Annotated in this window: 19 protein-coding genes; 6 read left to right on the top strand and 13 right to left on the bottom strand. The window is 74.6% G+C overall.

Annotation, left to right across the window (positions count from 1 at the left end; all coding sequences use genetic code 11):
* Nucleotides 1–81 precede the first annotated feature (81 nt).
* A complete protein-coding gene (locus AB0F58_RS21605; protein WP_357145615.1) occupies nucleotides 82–792 on the bottom strand; it encodes a hypothetical protein in 711 nt (236 codons plus the stop codon).
* 16 nt (nucleotides 793–808) lie between these two features.
* The gene (locus tag AB0F58_RS21600) at nucleotides 809–1,429 is read right to left on the bottom strand and encodes an RNA polymerase sigma factor (protein ID WP_357145612.1); all 621 of its coding nucleotides are present in this window, start codon (nucleotides 1,427–1,429) and stop codon (nucleotides 809–811) included.
* Nucleotides 1,430–1,962: 533 nt separating this feature from the next.
* Between AB0F58_RS21600 and AB0F58_RS21595 the strand changes: the two genes are divergently transcribed.
* Nucleotides 1,963–3,336 (top strand): protein kinase, encoded by a 1,374-nt coding sequence (locus AB0F58_RS21595; RefSeq protein WP_357145609.1) that lies wholly within the window; start codon nucleotides 1,963–1,965, stop codon nucleotides 3,334–3,336.
* A gap of 14 nt (nucleotides 3,337–3,350) precedes the next feature.
* Here the strand turns inward: AB0F58_RS21595 and AB0F58_RS21590 are convergent, their stop codons facing one another.
* Nucleotides 3,351–4,049 (bottom strand): DUF305 domain-containing protein, encoded by a 699-nt coding sequence (locus tag AB0F58_RS21590; protein ID WP_357145606.1) that lies wholly within the window; start codon nucleotides 4,047–4,049, stop codon nucleotides 3,351–3,353.
* A gap of 126 nt (nucleotides 4,050–4,175) precedes the next feature.
* Between AB0F58_RS21590 and AB0F58_RS21585 the strand changes: the two genes are divergently transcribed.
* Entirely contained in the window at nucleotides 4,176–5,630 is a 1,455-nt protein-coding gene (locus tag AB0F58_RS21585) for a hypothetical protein (protein WP_357145604.1), read from the top strand.
* A 63-nt stretch (nucleotides 5,631–5,693) separates the two neighbouring features.
* On the opposite strand, the gene AB0F58_RS21580 is transcribed toward AB0F58_RS21585, so the two are convergent.
* Entirely contained in the window at nucleotides 5,694–6,698 is a 1,005-nt protein-coding gene (locus tag AB0F58_RS21580; RefSeq protein ID WP_357145602.1) for a linear amide C-N hydrolase, read from the bottom strand.
* 110 nt (nucleotides 6,699–6,808) lie between these two features.
* Here AB0F58_RS21580 and AB0F58_RS21575 point away from each other — a divergent pair, with 110 nt between their 5' ends.
* A complete protein-coding gene (locus tag AB0F58_RS21575; protein WP_357145795.1) occupies nucleotides 6,809–7,030 on the top strand; it encodes a DUF2188 domain-containing protein in 222 nt (73 codons plus the stop codon).
* 133 nt (nucleotides 7,031–7,163) lie between these two features.
* Here AB0F58_RS21575 and AB0F58_RS21570 read toward each other — a convergent pair whose 3' ends face one another.
* Complete coding sequence (locus tag AB0F58_RS21570) at nucleotides 7,164–8,765, bottom strand: asparagine synthase-related protein (protein ID WP_357145600.1); 1,602 nt, start codon at nucleotides 8,763–8,765, stop codon at nucleotides 7,164–7,166.
* 1 nt (nucleotide 8,766) lies between these two features.
* The gene (locus AB0F58_RS21565) at nucleotides 8,767–9,702 is read right to left on the bottom strand and encodes a DUF5715 family protein (RefSeq protein ID WP_357145597.1); all 936 of its coding nucleotides are present in this window, start codon (nucleotides 9,700–9,702) and stop codon (nucleotides 8,767–8,769) included.
* A 318-nt stretch (nucleotides 9,703–10,020) separates the two neighbouring features.
* On the opposite strand from AB0F58_RS21565, the gene AB0F58_RS21560 reads away from it, so the two are divergent.
* Entirely contained in the window at nucleotides 10,021–12,252 is a 2,232-nt protein-coding gene (locus AB0F58_RS21560; RefSeq protein WP_357145594.1) for a family 43 glycosylhydrolase, read from the top strand.
* A gap of 131 nt (nucleotides 12,253–12,383) precedes the next feature.
* On the opposite strand, the gene AB0F58_RS21555 is transcribed toward AB0F58_RS21560, so the two are convergent.
* From AB0F58_RS21555 to AB0F58_RS21545, 3 genes are all read right to left on the bottom strand, one after another.
* A complete protein-coding gene (locus tag AB0F58_RS21555; protein ID WP_357145591.1) occupies nucleotides 12,384–12,905 on the bottom strand; it encodes a 2'-5' RNA ligase family protein in 522 nt (173 codons plus the stop codon).
* Nucleotides 12,906–13,026: 121 nt separating this feature from the next.
* A complete protein-coding gene (locus tag AB0F58_RS21550; RefSeq protein WP_357145588.1) occupies nucleotides 13,027–13,632 on the bottom strand; it encodes a response regulator transcription factor in 606 nt (201 codons plus the stop codon).
* Nucleotides 13,629–14,780, bottom strand: a complete 1,152-nt coding sequence (locus AB0F58_RS21545; protein WP_357145584.1) for a histidine kinase — start codon at nucleotides 14,778–14,780, stop codon at nucleotides 13,629–13,631. The genes AB0F58_RS21550 and AB0F58_RS21545 overlap by 4 nt, the downstream gene beginning before the upstream one ends.
* 131 nt (nucleotides 14,781–14,911) lie before the next feature.
* Between AB0F58_RS21545 and AB0F58_RS21540 the strand changes: the two genes are divergently transcribed.
* Nucleotides 14,912–15,784, top strand: coding sequence for a hypothetical protein (locus tag AB0F58_RS21540; RefSeq protein ID WP_357145581.1), 873 nt, complete (start codon nucleotides 14,912–14,914; stop codon nucleotides 15,782–15,784).
* A 217-nt stretch (nucleotides 15,785–16,001) separates the two neighbouring features.
* A complete protein-coding gene (locus AB0F58_RS21535; protein ID WP_357145578.1) occupies nucleotides 16,002–17,720 on the top strand; it encodes a DEAD/DEAH box helicase in 1,719 nt (572 codons plus the stop codon).
* 105 nt (nucleotides 17,721–17,825) lie between these two features.
* Here AB0F58_RS21535 and lon read toward each other — a convergent pair whose 3' ends face one another.
* The 4 genes from lon to AB0F58_RS21515 all read right to left on the bottom strand — a co-directional run bounded on the left by lon (nucleotide 17,826) and on the right by AB0F58_RS21515 (nucleotide 22,692).
* Nucleotides 17,826–20,156 carry an endopeptidase La gene (gene lon, locus AB0F58_RS21530; protein WP_357145575.1) on the bottom strand — a complete coding sequence of 777 codons (2,331 nt, stop codon included), beginning with the start codon at nucleotides 20,154–20,156 and terminating at the stop codon, nucleotides 17,826–17,828.
* A gap of 38 nt (nucleotides 20,157–20,194) precedes the next feature.
* Nucleotides 20,195–20,545 (bottom strand): hypothetical protein, encoded by a 351-nt coding sequence (locus AB0F58_RS21525; RefSeq protein WP_357145572.1) that lies wholly within the window; start codon nucleotides 20,543–20,545, stop codon nucleotides 20,195–20,197.
* Between the two features lie 32 nt (nucleotides 20,546–20,577).
* On the bottom strand, nucleotides 20,578–21,756 hold the full coding sequence (locus tag AB0F58_RS21520) for a putative manganese transporter (protein WP_357145569.1): 1,179 nt from the start codon (nucleotides 21,754–21,756) through the stop codon (nucleotides 20,578–20,580).
* Nucleotides 21,757–21,825: 69 nt separating this feature from the next.
* Nucleotides 21,826–22,692 carry a manganese catalase family protein gene (locus tag AB0F58_RS21515; RefSeq protein WP_357145567.1) on the bottom strand — a complete coding sequence of 289 codons (867 nt, stop codon included), beginning with the start codon at nucleotides 22,690–22,692 and terminating at the stop codon, nucleotides 21,826–21,828.
* Nucleotides 22,693–22,702 lie beyond the last annotated feature (10 nt).

Below are 22,702 nucleotides of genomic sequence, written 5' to 3'. Positions count from 1 at the left end.
CACCGTCGCGAACCGGCGCGGCGGCGGTCCTTCCGGGACATGTCTAGCAGACGAACGACGGGTGTCGCTCGCCGTACGAGGTCAGCGGGGTGTCGACGGCCGGGTCACCGGCGGTCCGGTCGGCTTGTCGGGTTTCGGGCGGTGCGTGTGGGAGGGCGGACGGCCCGGCGAGTCGCCCACCAGGTCCCGGCAGTACCCCTCGACCCGGCCGGGACCGCCGGCCGCCTCGACCAGGGTGCGGAAGGCCGGTGTCTTCAGTGCCGCGCCACGGTGGCCGGCCGGTTTGGCCAGGTAGGCGGTGCACAGGCCGTGCTGGGCGGCCGGGCCGGGGCCACGGGAGTCGGTGGACCGACGCGGTCCCGGCCCCGGTGGGGTGGCCGGGCCGGGCGCACCGGTGGTGGTGGACGGAGCCGGGGAGGTGGACGTCGGCGCGCTCTCCGCCGGCGCCGGGGCGGTGGTCGGCGCGGGTGGGGTCGGCGGCGGGTCGGACCGGTGCAGGTCGGCGGTGGCCACCGCCACTCCGGCGGTCGCGACGACCGCCAGCCCGGCCAGCCAGGCCACGACCGGGGCGGTACGGCGGGGGCGGGGCGGGTCCGGCACGGGCACCGGGCGTTGCGCCCGGACGGCCCCGAACGCGGCCAGCGCCGCGTCCTCCCCGGCCAGCTCGTCGGGGCGGGCCGGCGCGGCGGCGGCGGCCAGCAGCCGGGCCACGGGCTGATCGGACGGGGCGGCGGTGTCGAGCAGCCGCTCGGCCGTCTGCTCGTCCGGCCGGCGGGATCGACGGAAACGCATCCAGACTTCCCTCACGTCAACCGTCCGCCGGTTCGGCGTGGGGCGGCGCCGGTAGCTGCCGGCCCCGCCCGGGACGTGGGCGGGGCGGGGTGGCCGGGGCGGACGCGTCGTCGCCGAGGAGCGCGGCGAGTCGGCGCAGGCCCCGGTGCGCGGCGGTACGGACCGCGCCCGGTCGTTTGCCCAGTACCCGGGCGGCGGACTCGGCGTCCAGCCCGACCACCGCCCGGAGCAGGACCGCTTCCGCCTCGCGGGGCGGGAGCGTGGCGATCAGCGCGATCGCCGACTCGGTGCCGATGGCCTCCCCGGCGTGTTCGGCGGTGTCGCTGTCGCCGGGCAGTTCGGTGAGGGACTGCACGGGCACCGGTACGGACGGCCGGCGGCGCTGCCGACGCAGGTGGTCCATGGCCCGGTTCCGGGCGATGGTGACCGCCCAGGCCCGGAACTCACCGCCGGTGAAGGTGGCGAGGTCCCGGGCGACCTGGAGCCACGTCTCCGAGGCGACGTCCTCGGCGTCCGCGCCGACCAGGGCGGTGAGGTAGCGCAACAGGCCCGGTTGCAGCGTGCGGTAGAGGAGGCGGAACGCCTCCTCGTCGCCGTTCTGCGCGGCGGTCACGGCCGCGTTCAGGTCACCGGTCATCGGGGCGATGATCCTGCCACGTGCCCGTCCGGGGCCGACCGTTCGGGGTCGGTGCCGTCGACGCCCGACCGGGCCTCCACCCGCACCATCCGCCCCCCGCTGGCCTCGAATCACACCCGCAGCCGTGGCCGGGACGGCACGGCGTACACCGGGGCGGAACCGCCCGTTCCGGCGGTCCCGCGCCCCGGTGGGGGCTGACCCGAGTCGGTAACGGTAGGGGGCACGTCACGCAGCGACAAGGCAGCGCCAGCCGACGAACAAGTGACATAAATCAACGAGCTGTCACGGCGTGTCGCCGTAACGGCCGACGGTACCGGGGCGCTCCTGCCGGCCGGAGCGCCCCGGTCCGGCGTTCGCGCAGCTCCTGGGCGCCTGTGGAGGCCCGCCACCGGATCGTCCGCCGGATCACCGGGAGCCGGAACCTCGGCCCGGACCGGCAGTCGTCACGGAGGGTGTCGGGACCACTTCGACCCGCTCACCCGGCCCGGGATCGCGCCCGGATAGCCCCACACGGCAGTGGGTACGGTATTGCCGTGTTGTCTTCGGGAGTCGTGCTCAGCGGTCGGTACCGCCTGGACGAACGTGTCGCCACCGGCGGCATGGGCGATGTCTGGCGCGCGTCCGACGTGGTGCTGGGCCGTCAGGTGGCGGTCAAGGTGCTGCTGCCCGCGCTGGTCTCCGACCCCGACTTCATCGCCCGGTTCCGGGCCGAGGCCCGGATGATGGCGGCGCTGCGACACCCGGGGATCGTGCAGGTCTACGACTGCGGCCAGGACGAGTTGCCCGAGGGCGGCACCGCCGACTACCTGGTGATGGAGTTCGTCCAGGGCCGGCCGCTCTCCCGGCGGATCGAGGCCGACGGCACGCTCGGCGTCGCCGAGACCATGTCGGTGGTGGCGCAGGCCGCCGAGGCGCTGCACGCGGCGCACACCGGCGGCATCGTGCACCGGGACGTCAAACCGAGCAACCTGATGGTGCAGGAGAGCGGGGCGGTCGTCCTCGTCGACTTCGGCGTGGCCCGGTCGACGAACGTCACCAGCATCACCAGCACCAACGCCGTACCGGGCACCGCCCTCTACATGGCCCCGGAACAGGCCGCCGGCCGGCCGGTCTCGGCCGCCACCGACATCTACGCCCTCGGCGCGGTCGCCTACTGCTGCCTCACCGGCGGCCCGCCGTTCACCGGAGACAACCCGCTCCAGGTGGCCGTACGCCACCTGGACGACGAACCACCACCGCTGCCGACCGAGATCCCGGCACCGGTGCGGGACCTCGTCTTCCGGGCGCTGGCGAAGGACCCGGCCGAGCGGTACGCCTCGGGTGCGGAGATGGCGGCGGCCGCCCGGGCGGCGGCAGGCGGGACGATGGCCACCACGGCCGGCGGCACGCCCACCGTGCCGGTCGCCGGTCCGCTGCGTCTCTCCGGCCCGGACACCCGCGCCGACATGCCCGCCGTGTCGTCCGCCGGCCCGGCCGGGGCGCTCCGGCGGCGACGCGGTCCCCTGGTCGGCGCGGTCGCGGCGGTGCTGGTCGCCATCACCGGTCTGGTCACGGCGATGAGCCTGACCAACGACGGCTCGGCACCGGCCACCAACCTGAGGACGACCCCGTCGGCGACGGTTCCGAGCGACCCCGGCAGTCCGGGCTCGGTCGAGGCGACGACGCCGGGGCCGAGCCGCTCGAACCGCCCCGGCGGGTCCACCGGCCGCCCGTCGGCCGACCCGACGGTGACCCCGAGCCCGGGGGTCAGCGGCTCGGCCGATCCGGTCCCGTCGACCGAGCCGACCGGCGCGCCGACCACCACGCCGCCGGTGGCGCCCACCACGACCGCACCGGCCGAGCCGACCGACCCGGCGCCCACGGTCGGTCAGACCACGACCGCCCCGCCCGCGGAGGGCACCGGCTGACCGGTGCCCGGGGGTCAGCGGTCGAGCAGCGTACGCATCCGGTCGATCTCCACGTTCTGCTCGACCGCGACCGCGGTGGCGAACTCCGACAGGGTCAGGTCCGCGCCGACCCGGATCAGGTCGGTGGCCATCGCGACGGCGCCCCGGTGGTGGTCGGTCATCATGCTGACGAAGAGGCGGTCGAAGTCCGCGCCCCGGGCGGCGGCGAGGCGCCGGACCGCCTCCGGGGACTGCATTCCCCGCATGGTGCCGTCACCGTGGCCGTGGCCGGTCTCCTCGGCCGGCAGTCCCCGGGTGGCGAGCCAGCCCCGCAGCATCCCGACCTCCGGTCCCTGGCTGGCCCTGATCCGTTCGGCGAGGGCCCGCACCGCCGGGTCGCCGGCCCGCTGCCCGGCGAGCGCGGCCATCTCCAGGGCCTGGGTGTGGTGCGGGATCATCGCCCGGACGAACCGGACGTCCGCGTCGTTGTGACCGGGTGAGACGTCGCGGCGCACCTCGCTGCCCGCACGGGTCACCGCGGGCTCCCCGGGCCGCCCCGGAACGACCACCGGTGGACCGTCCGGCGCGGGCTGCCCGGTGGGCCGGGCGACCGGTGCCGCGGCAGGCGCGGGCGGGTCGGGGGGATCGGCGGTGAACCGCAGCAGCAGCACGGCCGCCCCCACCACCAGCAGCACCAGGGCGACGGCCAGCAGCCGTCCATGTCGGACCGTCATCGGCACCCCTTCCCGGCGTACGGCACGCGATCGCGACGGCACCTTCGCGACCCGGATCGCATCGACTGTTATCGTCATGCTGCAAGGCGCCCTCGTACCATAGCCTTCCGTCGAAGGATGCCGCCGATGAGCAGATCCCTCCCACCCCCACGTCTCCTCCGGCCCCTGGGCCTGGCCGCCACCGGACTCCTCCTGCTCGGTCTCGCCCCCGCCGCGCCCGGCGTCGCGAAGACCGCCTCCGTCGCGGCTCCCGCACCGGTGGCCGCGGAGAGCCCGGCGACCGGCGTGCCGGGGGTCGACGAGATCGCCAGCAGCCCCAACATGCGGCTGGTGGCGAACACGCCGATCGGCGAGCCGTTGAACGCCAGCGTCAACAGCGACCTGGCCTTCCAGGGCAGGTACGTCTTCGTCGGCAACTACAACGGCTTCCAGATCCACGACATCGCCCGGCCGGAGCGGCCGAAGCTGGTCTCCCAGGTGCTCTGCCCGGGGTCGCAGCACGACGTCTCGGTCCACGGTGACCTGCTCTTCCTGTCGACCGACTCCCCCCGCAGCGACGACTCCTGCGCCAGCACCCGGGTCCCCCCGGAGGCGACCGCGTGGGAGGGCATCAAGATCTTCGACATCAGCGACAAGGCGGCTCCGCGCTACGTCAAGTCCGTCCGGACCGCCTGCGGGTCGCACACGCACACCCTGGTGCCGTCGGGCACCCGTGGCACCGTCTACCTCTACGTCTCCTCGTACGGCCCGTCGGACACCTACCTCGGCTGCCCCCGGCCGCACGACTCCATCTCGATCGTCCGGGTGCCGGTGCGGAACCCGACGGCGTCGAGCGTCGTCGCCGTGCCCAACCTCTTCCCGGACGGCGGGTACGAGGGGCGTCCGGGCGGCTCCGCCACCAGCGGCTGTCACGACATCACCGTCTACCCGGACCGGGACCTCGCCGCCGGGGCGTGCATGGGCGACGGCATCCTGCTGGACATCGCCGACCGGGAGGCGCCCCGGGTGATCAACCGGGTACGGGACACGGAGAACTTCTCGTTCTGGCACTCGGCCACGTTCAACAACGCCGGCACCAAGGTGGTCTTCGTCGACGAGTTGGGGGGCGGCGGCGCGGCGACCTGCAACGCGACCGTGGGACCGAACCGGGGCGCGAACGCCGTCTACGACATCTCCGGGCGCGGGGACGCCCGGACGATGACCTTCCGCAGCTACTTCAAGATCCCCCGGACCAACACCGACACCGAGAACTGCGTGGCGCACAACGGCGGGCTGCTCCCGGTCAGGGGACGGGACATCATGGTCCAGTCCTGGTACCAGGGCGGGATCTCGGTCTGGGACTTCACCGACTCGGCGACGCCGAAGGAGATCGGCTACTGGGAGCGGGGGCCCCTGTCGGACACCCAGCTCATCTTCGGTGGCAGTTGGTCGGCGTACTACTACAACGGGTACATCTACTCCAGCGACACGGTCAAGGGCCTGGACGTCCTGGAGATCAACGACCCGCGGACCGCGTCGGCGAAGCTGACCCGGTTCCGGGAACTCAACCCGCAGACCCAGCCCGACTACCGCGGCCGGTAGTCGACCGAACGCGTCTCGGCCCGGTCTGCCGTACGGCAGACCGGGCCGAGACGTGCTGCCAGGTCAGGACATCGGCAGCCGGTACCCGTGCCGGCCCCCGGCGGCGGTGACCACCCGTACCTCGCCGCCGCGCAGCCCGTACGTCACCGACCAGCGGGTGTGCCCCTGCCGGACGTCGTCGAGCAACTCCAGCGCCCCCGGGGCGTCCAGTCTGCCGCCGACGGCGGTCAGCGCCTCGGCGAGCACCCGGTAGCGGTGGTCGGCCCGTCGCCGCGGCTCCGGCACGTCGATCACCGGCACGTTGGTCAGCGCCTGCCAGGTCCCGCCACCCGGTTGCACGCGCATCCGGCCGTCCACGAACTCCACCACCGCCGACGCTCCGGTGGCGTCGGCGAGCAGGTAGTGCAGCGGCGGGCCGCCCTCGAAGTCGAGGTTGTACCGCTGGAACACCCGCACCGCCTCGGCGACCGTGGCCGCCTCGTCGAGCACCAGCCGCAGGATCCGGACGCTGCCCACCCGGGGCAGTCCGGGCACCGGTTCGGCGCGGGCGTCGTCGTCGGCGGCCAACCCCACCGCCAGACCCCGTTCGTTCATCCCGTCGAAGGGCAGCAACGGGGCGTCGAGCAGTCGGGGATCGCCGGTCGGGTCGTCCCCCACCCCCAGGTAGGAGACGTCCACCAGGGAGATCGAGGCGTACCCGTCGGGCGGGTCGGTGCGCAGCACCATCGCCGGGTTGCGGTCCCAGTCGAAGTTGCGGGCGAACAGCGGCCGGTCCCGGTCACCGAGCGCGGCGAACAGCGAGCAACCCACCGGGCTGGGCGTGGGCCGGTCCAGACCGGCGTGCGCGTCGTAGTCGCCGACGTAGGTCATCTCGTACAGCGGCAGGTCGTCGACGCGGCGCAGGCTGGCCAGCGTCCGTTCGGCCTCGGCCGGGGTCTGCCGGGAGGCGACCGGGGTCGGGGGGCCGGCGGTCGGCCCGGCCGGCGCCCCGGTGACCGGTTCCGACCCTGAGCAGCCGGTCAGGGTCAGCAGCACCGCCAGGCCGAGCACGAGCGCATGTCTCCGCATACCTGGAAGACGCTAGGACAGCGGCGGCGGGTTGTCCACGGTGGTGCGTGACCCGGTTTCCGGTGGCGGGGGGTGGGTACCACGAAGGCCGAAAGGACGGTGAGGTGACGATGAAGCGCAACGAGTACCACGTGGTGCCGGACGGTCAGGGATGGAAGGTCGAACAGGGCGACAACCAGGTCGGCCGGTACGACACCAAGCAGGTCGCGGTCGAGGCGGGCCGGAAGGTCGCGCACGCCAACGAGCCCAGCCAGCTCGTCGTCCACACCGCCGACGGGCGGATCGAGACCGAGTACACCTACCGGGACGACCCCTACCCGCCGGCAGGCTGACCCCCGCCCCCACCACTGACGGCCCGCCGGCCACCCGCAGCGCTGGAGCCGGCGGGCCGCCGTCGTGCCGTCCGGTAGGGACGCGGGTCCGTCGCCGGTGGACCCGTCCGGGCGGGGAGAGGTGGCGGCGGCGTCAGGTGACGGGGGTGCGACGGAGCCGGCTGGCGCCGGTCCAGCGGCGGAGCAGCGGTGCGGCGTTCCAGCGGGCCGCGCCGACCAGGTCCCGGGCGTGCTCGAGGACGGTGTGGTCGGGCCGGGCCAACCCGTCGGCGATGGCGCGGTCCAGGTCGTTGCCGCACCCGGCCAGCACCCGGTCGAAGTCCCGGCGGACCGGTTCGAGCAGGTGGTAACCGAAGCTGCGGTGCAGCCGGGCGAAGAACGGCTTGTACAGCCGGGTCCGCTCGTGCAGGCCCGACGAGTACGACATCGGGTGCTTCGGTCGGTTCCGCACGTACGCCGGCAGCAGATCGGCGAACGCCTCCCGCAGGATCCACTTCTCCCGGCCGTCGCGCAGTTTCAGGTGCAGCGGCAGCCGCATCGCCAACTCCACCACGGCCAGGTCGAGGAAGGGCACCCGCGCCTCCACCCGGTGCCCCGTGCTGGCCCGGTCCAGCCGCTGCAACTCGGTCCGGCAGAGGTTGCGGATCCGGTGCAGGAAGAGCTGCCGGGACAGCTCCGGTGGCACCCGGTGGTACATCGGACAGCCGCCGAACAGCTCGTCGGAGCCGTCCCCGGTGAGCACCACCCGTACGCCCCGTTCCCGCAGCCGCCGGAAGATCGGCACGGACACCACCGCGTTGATGATGTCGCCGTACTCGGTCAGTTCGGAGATCCGGATCGCCTCGCGCACGTCGGCCAGGCGGATGTCGCGGGGCCGTAGCTCGACGACCTCGTGCGGCACGCCCAGGTCGGCGGTGAGCCGGCGGGCGTACGCCACGTCGGGGCTGTCGGGCACGCCGACGGTGATCGCGACGCAGTCGGCGCCCAGATCGCGCAGCTGGGCGAGCACCAGCGAGCTGTCCAGCCCACCGGAGAGCACCACCCCCACGGTGAGGTCGGTGTCCGCCCGCAGCCGGATGCTCTCCCGCAGGGTGACCCGGACGAGCAGGGCGGCCTCGTCCGGGTCGTCCACCGCCGGCAGCCGTTCGCCGAGGGACGTGAGATCCAGGTACGGCCGGACGGTGACCCGCCCGTCGACGTCCGCCCAGCCGTGGTGGGCCGGAGGCACCTCCCGGATCCGCGCGCCGACCGGCACCAGGGCCTTGACCTCGGAGGCGAGGTGCACGCACCCGGCCGTCCGGGACCAGTACAGCGGCTTCACCCCGAGCGGGTCCCGGGCCAGGTAGACCCGTCCGGTGGCCCGGTCGGCGACGGCGAACGCCCACTCGCCGCGCAGCCGGCTGACCGCGTCCTCGCCCCAGGTCAGGAAGGCGGCCAGCACCACCTCGGTGGCACTCTCGCCACGGAACCGGTGACCGAGCCGGCCCAGCTCGCGGCGCAGGTCGTGGTGGTTGACGACCTCGCCGTCGTGGCAGAGCACCCAGCGTCGGTCCGCCGAGACCCACGGTTGCTCCGCCCGGTCCCGGTCGACCACCCGTAGCCGGCGGGTGCCGGCCAGCAGGCCCGTCTCCAGCCGCGTCTCGGTGACCTCGCCGCGCGGTGCGAGGCGGTCGAGCATCCGGCGGAAGGTGACCGGGTCGGCCTCCGCGCCGACGCTGAGCACGATCCCGCACATCTCAGCACTCCCCCAGGTCGGCCCGGTACGCCCGGCGCAGCCGGGACACGGCGTCGGGGGCGACGCAGAGGTGCCACGCCTGTCCCTCGTCGACGACGTTGATCTCGCCGGCGTCCTGGCGGCCGAGCAGCACGTTGGCCAGTGCCTCCGCGGCACCGAACCGGCGGAACCAGTGCATCTCCACGTCGGCGGCCCAGCCGAGGCAGTGCGAACTGGGCACCATCGCCGCGTAGCCGAGTCGGCGCAGCCGATGCTGGTGTTCCAGGCTGCGGGTCAGGCTGGTGACCCAGAGCGGGGGCGTGCCGGCCGGCGCGGCGAGGGCGAACTCGGCGGCGATCTGGTTGAGCAGCGCCACCGGCTCGGGGCGGACGTGGCGGAGCCGCAGTCCGGCGGTTCCCGGTGCCCGGTGCGGGGTGATCCGCCGCTGCGCGGCGCGGACGGCCCTGCCGAGGAGCGTGCCCGGCTGCCGGCGGTAGTGGAACCGCAGCAGCCCCCGGCGGCGCAGCCGGTCCAGGTCGACCAGGTCGGCGTCCCGCTGGACCTGGTCGTCGGTGCGGTAGGCGGGCGTCGCGGCCCACCACATCACGTCGATCCGGGAGAGCAGGTAGATCCGGACCAGGGCGGTCAGGTCGGCGGCGGAACTGCGGGCGTTCGGCCGGTAGCGGGCCATCTCCAGCAGCAGGGTCTCCCGCGCCCCGATCAACCCCTGGGGGGTGGCGTCGAGGACGTCGGCCAGCACCGGCTCGCCGAGCCGGTCGGTGAGCAGGGCCAGCCGGGCGGCGGCGGAGTTCCCGTCGGTGAACGCCCCGACCTCCACCAGCAGGTCGGTGACGGCCGCGCGGTAGGCGTCCAGGTCGGGCCCGGTGGTGGTGCGGACCGGTCCGTCGGCCGCCACGGACGAGCCGGGTCGCCCCGGACCTCGGCTGGGCACTCGCATGGGACGGTCCTCTCTCCCGGTACACGGCAGGTGAGCCTGAACGCCACGGTACCGGTCGACACACCCCCAAGTACGAGCATTGCTCTCATCATGGACCAAATCCCCCTCAACGGGCCAAGGGTATGTTCCGGCCGCGCCGCAGGCCCCCGCGCCACGGGGCCGGCCTGCGGCGACCGAGCGCCCCCGGCGCCGCCGGGGGGCGAGGACCGACGGGGACATGCCGCGACGAGATCTTTACATCGTTGTATCCAACGTTGTAGAAAGGCACCACACCGCAGCGACGACGGTCGACACCACCGACGACCCAAGGCAGGTCTGATGGGACACCTCCGCCGCGGCGGCGCGTGCAGCGCCGTACTCGGTCTCGTTCTCGCCGCCACCGCGTCCGCGCCGGCACTCGCCGGCCCGGACGACCACCCGGCCCGCTACGCCAACCCGATCTCCACCTCCTTCGCCGACACCTTCGCCGACCCCGTGATCGTGCGGGGACACGACGGGCTCTGGTACGCCTACGGCACCACCGATCCCCTCCGGGAGGGCGAGAAGCAGTTCCACGGCGTGCCGATGGCGCGCTCCTCCGACCTGGTCCGGTGGACCTACGTCGGGGACGCGTTCACCGCCGGCCAGCGCCCTGCGTACGCCGCGCCCGGGGCCGGCTTCTGGGCTCCCGACGTGCGCTGGGTCGACGGCCGGTGGGTGATGTACGTGACCGTCACCGACACCACCGTCTCCCCCGACGGGAGCGACTTCGCCGTCGGCGCGGCGACCGCCCCCACGCCCACCGGACCGTGGACCTTCGCCGAGGAACCGGTCGTCGCCCCCCGCCCCGGCGGTGGCGGCGGCTGGCTCTGGACCATCGACCCGAGCCAGTTCACCGACGCCGACGGCACCCCCTACCTCTACTACGGCAGCTACTACGGCGGGATCTCGGTCACCGAACTCTCCCCCGACGGGCTGCGCGCGGTCGGTGAGCCGACCCCGGTGGCGATCGACAACAAGTTCGAGGGCAGCCACGTGGTGCGCCACGACGGTTGGTACTACCTCTTCGCCTCCGCCGCCAACTGCTGCGCCGGGCCGGCCACCGGCTACTCCGTGCACGTCGGCCGGTCGAGGAGTCCTCGGGGGCCGTTCGTCGACCGCGAGGGGCTGGCGCTGACCGCCTCCCGGGCCGGCGGCACGCCCGTGCTGACCCAGAACGGCAACCGCTGGATCGGGGTCGGGCACAACGGATTCCTCACCGACCTCTCCGGTCAGGACTGGATGGTCTACCACGGCATCGACCGGGCCGACCCGTACCTGGACGAACCGTTCGGCATCAACGAGCGACCGATGCTGATCGACCGGCTCGACTGGGTCGACGGCTGGCCGACGGTCAACGCGGGCGCCGGGCCCTCCGACGGTGACCGACCCGCCCCGGTCACCACCGGACGCGTCGACGAACGCTTCCACCACGCCGCCCTCGCCGGCTGGCGCCGCGACGGCGACTGGCGGGTCACCGACGGCCGGTTGCGCGGCAGCGGCACGCTGACCAGCCGCACGACCGTCGGCGGGGACGTCCGCGCCGAGGTGGACCTGCGTCCGGCCGACGCCCGGACCGTCGGTGTCACCCTGGGCGGCCGGGTCGACGTCCGGGTCGACGTGGCCGCCGGTCACCTGGTCGCCCGCGACGGCCGCCGGACGGCGACCGCGCCGCTGCCGGCCGGCTTCCGCCCCGACCACCGGCACCACCTGGCCGTCGAGGTGCGGGGGGACCGGCTGGTCGCCGAGCTGAGCCCGGCCCGCCTGGGCGACCAGCTCGCGGTGGTGAGCCTGCGCCTGGACCGCCGCCCGCCGGCCGGCCGGCTCGGACTGGTCGCCGAGGGCGGGGTGGCCGAGTTCGACAACGCGAGCGTGGCCCGCCTGCACCGGCCGGTGCGGCGGACCGTGCCCGCACCCCGCGCCGGCACGCCGCTGCCCCGCTTCTCGGACGAGTTCGACGGCGGCCTCGGCGCGTCCTGGCAGTGGGTCCGGCCGGACCCGGCGGTCACCGTCGCCGACGGGGCGCTGCGCTGGCCGGTACGGTCGACGGACCTGACCGGCACCGGCAACACCGCCGGCGTACTGCTGCGCGACGCGCCGACCGGTGACTACGTCGTCGAGACGAAGGTGACCCTCGACCTGGGCGAGGAGACGGTCCGCAACTACCAGCAGGCCGGCCTGGTGGCGTACGTCGACGACGACCGGTTCGCCCGGCTGAGTCAGGTGGCGATCTGGAACACCCGGCAGGTCGAGTACGGCTACGAGCTGCCCTTCGCCGGCCAGCCGGTGTACGGCGGGAACATCGTCGGTACCCCGGCCAGCACCACGTGGCTGCGGCTCGCGCACCGGGTCGACCCGGCCACCGGCGAACACGAGTTCCGGGCCGGCTCCAGCCGTGACGGCCGTACCTGGACCTGGGGTGGGGTCTGGACCTTCCCCGCCGGCACCACTCCCCGGATCGGCCTGGTCGCGCACGGCGGGGCCGAGCCGGCGGTCACCGCGGAGTTCGACTACCTGCGCTTCTACCGGTAGTCACCCAGGACGGACGGTCCACGGGGTGCGGCGTCGGACCGCCCACCCGGGCCCCCTGCCCCGGCCGGGCGGGGGGCCCGGTCCCGTACCGGGAACGGTGGCCCCGTCGCCCGGCCGGTCCGCTCCGCTCGTCACCGACCGGTGTCCCCCAGCGGGGTCACCGTCCGGTCGGTGCCGTCGTAGCTGCGGGCGGCGACGAACGCGCCGGTGGGCCGGTCGACCGCGGCGACCGCACGGGCCCGCCGACGATCCGCGTCCCGGAAGCGCAGCGCCAGGCTCAGGTGCGGAATCCACCGGCCCGGCTCGTGCCAGGGCAACCGCCCCTCGGCACCGGCGAGGACGTCCCAGACGGCGGCGTGCAGCGCGGTGAGCGCGGGGGACGGCCGGACCAGCCAGACGAGCGGGGTGCTGCCGTCCAGCACGGTGATCCGGTCCAGTCGCACCGGCAGGGGCAGCGCGGCGTCGACCAGGTCGGCCAGGCGGGCCTGCGCACCGGGCGGGAACTCCTCGACCGAGGCCAGGGTCAGGTGGGGGCGGTTGGTCGGGTGCGTGTTGCGGGCCAGGCTGGGCAGGCCGGCCTCGGCGAGCCGGTGCCACGCGCCCCGGACCGTCTCCTCCAACGGCGGGGAACAGATCAGCTCGACGGTCCGCACGCCGCTCAGGCTAGTCCTCTCCGGTTCGCCGGAGGTGGCGCGGGCGATCCCCTGTCGTCGTCCTCGCCCCTGCGGCCACGCCCACGACCACCGCCGCGAGGCGGTGCGGGGGTGCGGCGGGTCAGAGCCAGCCGTTGTCGCGGGCGGCCCGGACCGCCTCGGCGCGACTGGTCGCCCCGAGCTTCTGGACCGCCGAGGCGAGGTAGTTGCGGACCGTGCCGCTGGACAGGTGCGCGCGCCGGGCGATCACCGCGACCGGTGCGCCGTACTCGGCCAGCCGCAGCGTCTCGAGTTCCCGGGGGGTCAGCGGGCAGGGCGGGATGCTCAACGCGTCGGCGGCCAGCGCCGGGTCGACGTACCGGCCGCCGCCGTGCACCCGCCGGATCACGTCGGCCAGCGCGCCGGCCGGTGCGCCCTTGGGCAGGAAACCACGCGCCCCGGTGGTGAGCGCCCGGGGCAGGTGCGCGGGCCGGCCGCGGCCGGTGAGGATCACCACCGCGCACTCCGGCAGCACCCGGGCCAGTTCGGCGGTGACCCCGAAGCCGTCCAGGCCGGGCATCTCCAGGTCGACCACGGCCACGTCGGGGCGGTGGGCCAGGGCGGCGGTCACCGCGGCCGGGCCGTCGGCGGCCTGCGCCACCACCGTCAGGTCCGACTCCAGGTCCAGCAGGGCCCCGAGGGCCGCCCGGATCAGTTCCTCGTCGTCGGCGAGCAGCACCCGGATCATGCGGCGGCCGGCACGGTCGCGTCGAGGGTGAAGACGTCGCCGTCCCGCCGGACGGCGAGCGCGCCACCGACAGCGGCCAGCCGTTCGGTCAGGCCGGCGAGGCCATGACTGCGACCGTCCGGACCGGGCGTCGAGGCCCCGTCGTTGGCGACCGTCATCCGCGCCATCTCGTCCTCCACACTGATCTCGATCCGGCACCAGCCCGCCCGACTGTGCCGCAGCACGTTGGTGCTCGCCTCCCGCAGCACCGCCGCGAACTGGGCGGCCGTCCCCGCCGGAAGGTCGACGTCGGGAAGCCGCACGGTGGCCCGTACGCCACAGGACCGGAGCACCTGCCCGACCGCGGCGACCTGGTCGGCGAGGTCGACCCGCCGGTACCCGTGCACGGCGTCGCGGACCTCGTCCAGGGCGGTCGCGGCCAGCCGGCGCACCTCGTCGGCCTCCCGACCGGCGCGCTCGGCGTCCACCGGAGCGAGCCGGGCGGCCAGCTCGGCCTTGAGGGCGATGACGGTCAACGCGTGCCCGAGCACGTCGTGCACCTCCCGCGCGAAGCGCAGGCGCTCCTCGGTGGCAGCCAGCCGGGCCCGCGCCTCCTGCCCCTGCCGGGCCTGTAGCAGCAGATCCCAGAACCAGAGCTGGAGGCCGTTGACGGCGGCGATCCCCAGGCCGACGCCGCCGGTGACGACCAGGTACCGGACGACGGAACCACCGGTCAGCCCGGCCACCGTCGCGGCGACCAGCAGCGCGCCGGCCGTGACGGGCAGCAGGGCCCGCACCGGACCCAGCAGCGGGGCGGTGCCGACCACCGAGGCGCCCAACCATGCCCAGCTCGGCCAGGAGCCGGCGGCCAACGGCGCGACCAGCGGCACACTGAGCACCGTCGCGCCGACGAAGGCGAGGCGGCGACGGCGGCGCGTCCGGTCGTCCAGCCAGGGTGTGACGGCGGCGTGCACCGCCGCGCCCTGCGTGGCGGCGAAGAGGACGATGCCGACCGCTCCCCCGACCGCCGGCCAGGAGCCGCCGGTCGCACGGAACAGCCCGACCGCCGGCAGGAGCAGACTGGACCACAGCCCGCCGGCCAACGACAGCAGGGTGACCGTCCGGGCCCGACGCAGCCAGCGGTCCGGATCGGCGGGAGTGGTCGGCACGGCCCCGATGCTAGGAGAGCGACGGTCCGGCCGTCAGGCCCGGGACGCCCGGATCGGCCGGGCGTTTCGCACGGCCGACCGGTGACACCGCGCGGATGGTTCCGGGGCCGGGTACGCCGCAGGCTCGACGGATGACCGAAACGACGACGGAGGCGGCCCCGGCGGCCCGGACGACGACCGGAGCGCCCCTGGTGGCCGAGCCGGTGGCGGGACGACGCCGGCTGTTCCGACCTGTGCTGGAGATGCTCGCCGCCATGGTGGCGGGGATGCTGCTCCTCGATCCGGTGTGGGCGGTGGCCGCCGACCGGCTCGGCCGGGCCGACCTGCTCACCCGGCCGGAGGTGGGCGCGCTCGTGATGGTCCTCGACATGGCGATCGGGATGACCGTGTGGATGCGGCACCGGGGGCACCCGTGGTCCGGGGTGGGCGAGATGGTCGCCGCGATGCTGCTGCCGCTGCCGCTGCTCGTCGTACCGTGGTGGGTCGGAATGCTCGACGCGGACGCCCTCGTTCTCGGCGCACACCTGGTGATGGTGCCGGCGACGGTCGCGGCGGTGTGGCGTCGCCGGGACGACCACGTCCCCGCGGGCGGCACGATCCGGACGACGGGTCCGCTGGGCGGGCTGCTGCGGCGCCGCTGGCCGACCCTGCTGGCCCTGCTGATGACGGTCGACCTGTGGTTCGCGCCGGTCGTGCCCGACCCGTGGTTGCTACTGCTGCTGCCGGCGGGCTACCTGGTGATCGGCGCCTACCGCCGGCAGCTGGGCGACCGCCGGGTACTCGCCGTGCAGGTGGCCGGGGCGGTCGGCTGGGTCGGCCTGGCGGTGGTCGCGGCGGCCGCCGCCGAACCGCTCGCCACCTGGCTGGTGGCGGCCGGCTGGCTGGCCCACGCGGCGTGGGACGTCGTGTACCACCGGCTGAACCGGGTGGTGCCCCGCGGGTACACCGAGTGGTGCGCCGTCCTCGACGCCGCCGTGGGGGTCACGGTCCTGCTGACCCTCTGAGCCGGCCGTCCCGACTGCCGATCGGGGGTGTCCGGACCCACCCGGTGGTCCGGATGGCAGCGGGACGGCCGTGGGCCCCACCGACGGGGCCCGGCGGTGCGGACGACGCCCGGTCGGGCGTCGTCCGCACCGGTGTACCGGGATCGACGGCGCACGGCGCCGTCGATGTGGCCCGGTCGCCGCAACGTGACCTCAGGGGTAATGGAAGGCTTGGCACATGAGTTCCGCATCTGTACCGCCCGAACCAGCGTCCGCTTCCACCGGTCCGGGCGACCTTGATCCGGCGAGCCCCTTCTCCGACCTGGGGCTGCGGCCCGAGTTGCTGGGCGCGTTGGCATCCCTCGGCTACGAGGAGCCCACCCCGATCCAGCGGGAGGCGATCCCTCCCCTGCTGACCGGTCGTGACCTGCTGGGTCAGGCGGCGACCGGCACCGGCAAGACCGCCGCCTTCGCGCTGCCCCTGCTGCACCGGCTGCCCGCCGACCGGACGTCGGGCGACCCGGTGGCCCTGGTGCTGACCCCGACCCGGGAACTGGCCGTGCAGGTCTCCGAGGCGCTGCACCGCTACGGTCGGGAGTTGGGGGTCCGGGTGCTGCCGATCTACGGCGGGCAGCCGATCGGACGGCAGTTGCGGGCGCTGGACACCGGGGTGGACGTGGTGGTCGCCACGCCCGGTCGGGCGCTGGACCACATCGCCCGGGGCACGCTGCGCCTGGGCGGTCTGGCCACGGTGGTGCTCGACGAGGCCGACGAGATGCTCGACATGGGGTTCGCCGAGGACATCGAGGCGATCCTGGAGCACGCGCCCGCGCAGCGGCAGACGGTGCTCTTCTCGGCCACCATGCCGGCCCGCATCGACGGGATGGCCCGCCAGCACCTCACCGACCCGGTGCGCATCCTCATCGCCCGGGAGCCGGCGGTGGCCGGGGAGACGCCCCGGGTGCGGCAGCACGCGTACATCGTGGCGCGGGCGCACAAGCCGGCCGCGCTGGGTCGGGTCCTGGACGTGGAGTCCCCCACCGCGGCGATCGTCTTCTGCCGCAGCCGGGAGGAGGTCGACCGGCTCACCGAGACGATGAACGGTCGGGGCTACCGGGCCGAGGCACTGCACGGCGGGATGAGCCAGGAGCAGCGGGACCGGGTGATGGGACGGCTGCGGGCCGGCACCGCCGACCTGCTGGTGGCCACCGACGTCGCCGCCCGGGGGCTGGACGTGGAACAGCTCACCCACGTGGTCAACTACGACGTCCCGTCGGCGCCCGAGTCGTACGTGCACCGGATCGGCCGGGTCGGCCGGGCGGGACGGGAGGGCGTGGCGATCACCCTCGCCGAGCCGCGCGAGCACCGGATGCTCAAGACCATCGAACGGGTCACCGGCCAGCGGATCATCATCGACAAGATTCCCACGGTGGCCGACCTGCGGACCCGGCGGTTGGCGCTGACCCAGGCGGCGCTGCGGGAGAGCCTGCTGGAGGACGACCTCGAGCCGTTCCGGGTGATCGTGGAGTCGCTCAGCGACGAGTTCGACCTGATGGAGGTCGCCCTCGCGGCGGTGAAGCTCGCGCACGAGGCGGCCGGACCGGGCGCCGACGACGAGGAGGAGATCCCGCAGGTTCCGGTCCGCGCTCCCCGCGAGACCCGGCCGGGGTTCGAGAACCGTGGCGAGCGCCGTCCGACCCGGTCCCGTGCGGGCGGGACGACCCAGGTCTTCGTCGGGCTGGGCCGGCGGGCCGGGGTCCGCCCTCAGGACCTGGTGGGGGCGATCACCGGGGAGACCCGGCTCAGCGGCCGGGACATCGGCTCGATCGAGATCGCCGACCGGTTCTCCCTGGTGGAGGTGCCCCAGGCGGTCGCCGACGAGGTGATCGCCGGGCTGCGCGAAAGCACCATCAAGGGCCGCAAGGCGACCGTACGCCGGGACCGCGACCAGAACTGACCCCACCGGGCTGGCGTGCTGGCCAGGGCGCCCTGACACCGCCCCCTGGCGGGGTCCCCGCAGTGTTCTGGGCACTGCGGGGACCCCGCCACCACCAGCCCGGTGTCAGGCGGCGGCGAGCGCGGGACCGGGGCGGGAGTCGGCGTCGGCGGGACGCAGCGCCACGGCGAGCACCTCCGCCACGTCGGCCAGGGTGTGCACGGTCAGCGCCTCGCGGACCTCGGTGGGCAGGTCGTCGAGGTCCGGCGCGTTGCGGGCCGGGACGACCACCTCGGTCAGGCCGGCCCGGTGCGCGGCGAGCAGTTTCTGCTTCACCCCGCCGATGGGCAGCACCCGGCCGGAGAGCGTCACCTCCCCGGTCATCCCGACCTCGGGGCGGACGGGCCGGCCGCTGACCAGCGAGGCGAGCGCGGTGACCATGGTGACACCCGCGCTCGGGCCGTCCTTGGGCACCGCGCCGGCCGGTACGTGCAGGTGGATCCGCCGCCCGGCGAGGGTGTTCGGGTCCAGACCGAGCTGACGACCGTGCGACCGCAGGTACGACAGCGCGATGTGGGCGGACTCCTTCATCACGTCGCCGAGCTGCCCGGTGAGGGTCAGCCCCGGTTCGCCCTCCATGCTGGTCGCCTCGACGAAGAGGACGTCACCGCCGGCGCCGGTGACCGCCAGGCCGGTGGCCACACCCGGCACGGCGGTCCGTTCCGCCGTCTCCGGGGTGAACCTCGGGCGGCCCAGGTAGCGGGTCAGGTCGTCGACGTCGACGTGGAGCGGCCCCGCCTCGGTCGCCAGCGTCACGGCGACCTTCCGCAGGATCCTCGCCAGGGCCCGGTCGAGCTGCCGGACGCCGGCCTCGCGGGTGTGCTCGGCGGCGATCCGGGCCAGCGCGGTGTCGGTGACCGTGACCTCCCCGGTGGTCAGCCCGGCCCGCTCCCGCTGCCGGGGCAGCAGGTGGTCCCGGGCGATGGCGACCTTCTCCTCCTCGGTGTAGCCGTCCAGGGTGACCAGTTCCATCCGGTCCAGCAACGGGCCGGGGATGCTCTCCACGACGTTCGCGGTGGCCAGGAAGAGCACGTCGGAGAGGTCGAGGTCGACCTCGAGGTAGTGGTCGCGGAAGGTGTGGTTCTGCGCCGGGTCGAGCACCTCCAGCAGGGCGGCGGCCGGGTCACCGGCGTACCCGGCGGCGAGTTTGTCCACCTCGTCGAGGAGCACGACCGGGTTCATCGAGCCGGCTTCCCGCAGGGCCCGGACGATCCGGCCGGGCAGCGCGCCGACGTAGGTGCGCCGGTGGCCACGGATCTCCGCCTCGTCGCGCACGCCGCCGAGGGAGACCCGGACGAACCGACGGCCGAGGGCGCGGGCCACCGACTCGCCGAGGCTGGTCTTGCCGACGCCGGGCGGGCCGGTGAGGGCGAGCACCGCGCCGGAGCCGCGTCCGCCGACCACGCCGAGGTTGCGCTCGGCCCGCCGGTTGCGCACCGCCAGGTACTCCAGGATGCGGTCCTTGACGTCGGTCAGGCCGGTGTGGTCGGCGTCGAGCACGGCGCGCGCCGCGGCCAGGTCGGTGTTGTCCTGGGTACGCGTGCTCCACGGCATCTCCAGCACGGTGTCCAGCCAGGTACGGATCCAGCCGGCCTCCGGGGAGGCGTCGCTGGCCCGCTCCAGCCGGCCGACCTCGCGCAGGGCCGCCTCGCGGACCTTCTCCGGCAGGTCGGCGGCCTCGGTCCGGGCCCGGTAGTCGGCGGAGCCCTCGGGCTCGTCCTCGCCGAGTTCCCGGCGGATCGCGGTGAGCTGCTGACGGAGCAGGAACTCCCGCTGGGACTTCTCCAGCCCCTCCCGGACGTCGTTGTTGATCCGCTCGCTGACCTCCTGCTCGGCCAGGTGGTCCCGGACCCAGTTGACGAGGAGTTCGAGCCGGGCGGTGACGTCGGGGGCAGCGAGCAGCTGGGTCTTCTGGCCGAGGGTGAGCCAGGAGACGTAGCCGGCGGAGTCGGCGAGTTCCGACAGGTCGGTCATCCGCTCGATCGCGTCGACGACCTGCCAGGCGCCGCGTTGCTGGAGCACCGAGGTCATCAGCGCCCGGTACTCGCGGGCCAGTTCCCGGGCCCGTCCGGCCGGCGCGGGTTCGGGCAGTTCGGTCGCCTCGACCCAGAGGGCGGCACCGGGTCCGGGCACGCCGGAACCGATCCGGGCCCGGGACAGGCCACGGACGACGGCGGCCGGTTCGCCGCTGGGCAGCCGGCCGACCTTCTCGATGGTGGCGACCGCGCCGACCGGGCCGTACTCGCCGTCGATGCGGGGTACGGCGAGCAGCTTCTGGTCACCGGTGGCGCGGGCCGCGTCGACCGCGGCCTGGGTGGTCGGGTCGAGGGTCACCGGGATGACCATGCCGGGCAGCAGGACGGTGTCGGTGAGGGGCAGTACCGGAAGAGTTGCCATCGAACACCTGCCATCGTGTTGACTTGAGCGTGCCTGACTCAAGTCGACCGGCGGTCGCCGTGTTCCGCCGTGTGACCCACGCCATGTCCGGCGGGCGGGACGAGCGGTTCTCCGGCGGGCGGGACGAGGGCTCCGTCGGCGGGCGGGACGGACCCGCGAGGGGGTGCCGACGGCGCACCCGTCGACGGTCCCGGCCCTGGACCGCCGGCCAGCGCGACGGCGAGCGGGATGGCCGCCGTGGTGGCCGCCAGGGCCAGGATCGTCCAGCCCGGCGCGTCGACGAGCGCGGCGACGGCGGTGAGTACGCCGAAGGCCGCCAGCTTGGCCCGGACCGGGGCCGCCGGCCCGACCGGGGCGCCACGGCCGGTGCCGAGTGCGGGGTGGGACATGGATCTCTCCTTCGTCGTCGGGGACGCCCGCGTCACCCGGTCAGGACGAGCAGCACGGCCCCGACGAGCAGGGCCGGAACCGTGGTGATCACCGTGGCGAGCAGGGCGGAGCGGCGGCGCAGGGCGGCAAGCGGGATCAGGGCGTCGCCGTCCTGGCTGACCGCGTTGGCGACCAGGGTGGGCAGGGGCAGCGCGCCCCCCACGTACAGGCCGGTGAAGACGATCTGGACGGCGCAGCCCGGGATCAGGCCGACCAGCGCGCCGACGAGCACCCCGGCCAGCCCGGCGAGGGCGAGTTGGGAGCCGTCGAAGCCGGTACCGGTGCTGACCACCTGCCAACCGAGGTACGCCACGGCCACCCAGACGGTGACGAAGGAGGCCTCGTGCGCGCTGTGCCGCAGGGTCTGCCCGAACGAGCGGGGGTGGGCGGTCTCGAGGGTGTCGTCGACCAGCCGGCCCCGCCCCAGGGCGAAGATCACCACGGCGGTGAGGGTGCCGAGCAGCCCGAGGGCCAGGTACGGGTCGACGCCGCCGAGCGCCCGGGTCAGCGCGGCCGGGTCGACCACCTGGAAGACCACCGGGACGGACACCAGGAAGGCCGGCATGGTGAGGCCCCAGAAGGCGGTGGCCGGGTCGGGGCGGCGGAGCAGCCCGGTACCCGTACCGGCGGCACCGGCGACGGTGACCGTCGAGGGACCGGGGGCCGGCGCCGCGACGGCGGGGCCGGGCGAACCGGTCGGGACGCTCGACGGCGCGGCGGGCCGGGCGGGTGGCCGCCGGGACACCGTGGCGCGGCCACGCGGCAGGACAGCGGCGCGGGCGGGGTCGATGCCGAAACCGTCCACCACCTGACCGGTGAGCAGGCCGACCGCGAAGAGCAGCAGGTGCAGCCGCAGCGCGAACCACGGGTCGGCGGCGATCACCACCCAGGAGGAGTCGCCCATGGTGGCGGCCAACGCGGCGACCACGGTGCCGAAGGAGACCTTCCCCCGGGCGTACAGCGGCATCAGGATGATCGCCCCGCCGCAGCCGGGGCTGACCCCCAGCAACGCGCCGACCAGGGGCCCCAGGCGGGGCCGGTTGGTCAGTCCGTCGGTCACCCGGTCGCCGTAGCGCCACCGCAGCCACCCGAAGAACGCGACCAGGACCGCGACGTAGACACCGACCTGCATGAAGGCGTCCGCGAGCGGACGCAGCACGAGTTCGGGCACCACACACCTCCCTCCGGTACCCCGGTCCGCCGGGTCGCCCCGTCGCGCGGGCGACCCGGCGAGGTGAACTCAGGTGACGGCGTTACGGACCTTGTTGACCAGGCCACCGGCGGCGGAGGGATTGGTGCCGTACAGCCGCGGGTCACCCGGGGGCAGCACCGGTTCGGGTGCGTGCGCCCGGGGGCTGTGGTCGTACCGGAACTCGCCTTTGCCGTCCGGGGTGGGGCCGCTGGCCCAGCGTCCCTGCTCGGCGTCGTTGCCCGGGGAGAAGTCCAGGTAGGTGTAGCTGAACCTCTCGAACTCCCCGCTGTCCGGGAAGGCGTCCGGCACCGGCATCTCCTCCAGGCCGTCCTCCTTGAGCTGCTCGATCGCGGCGAGCCACATGTTCTGGTGCATGGTGTCCCGGGCGAGCAGGAAACGCAGCATCTGCTTGACCCCGGGGTCGTCGGTCATGTTGAACAGCCGGGCCACCTGGAGGCGGCCCTGCGCCTCGGCGGTCGCGTTGAGGTGGAAGTCGGCCAGCAGGTTGCCGCTGGCGGTGACGAACGCCCCGCTCCACGGCACGCCGTTGCTGTCGGCGGGCAGCGCACCGCCACCGCCGTGGATGAAGTGCGCCGGGTTGGCACCGCCGTAGATCGCCCCGACCATCGGGTTGTCCTCCGCCGCCTCCTGGAGGGAGAGGGGGGCGTTCTCCAGCAGTCGGGTGATCATCGTGCAGATCATCTCGACGTGCCCCATCTCCTCGGTGCCCACGTCGAGCAGCAGATCCTTGTACTTGCCGGGCAGCCGGCAGTTCCAGCCCTGGAAGAGGTACTGGTTGGCCACGGTCATCTCGCCCCACTTGCCGCCCAGCACCTCCTGGAGCCGGCGGGCGAACGCGGCGTCCGGACCGTCCGGCTTGGCCTCGAACTGCAGATCCTTGATGTGGCTGAACACGCTGTCCTCC

The sequence above is a fragment of the Micromonospora sp. NPDC023956 genome (assembly GCF_040639195.1).
In the GTDB taxonomy this organism is placed as follows: Bacteria; Actinomycetota; Actinomycetes; order Mycobacteriales; family Micromonosporaceae; genus Micromonospora.
The sequence above is the reverse complement of the archived record's forward strand: the minus strand, read 5'-3'. Positions and strand labels throughout refer to the sequence as shown.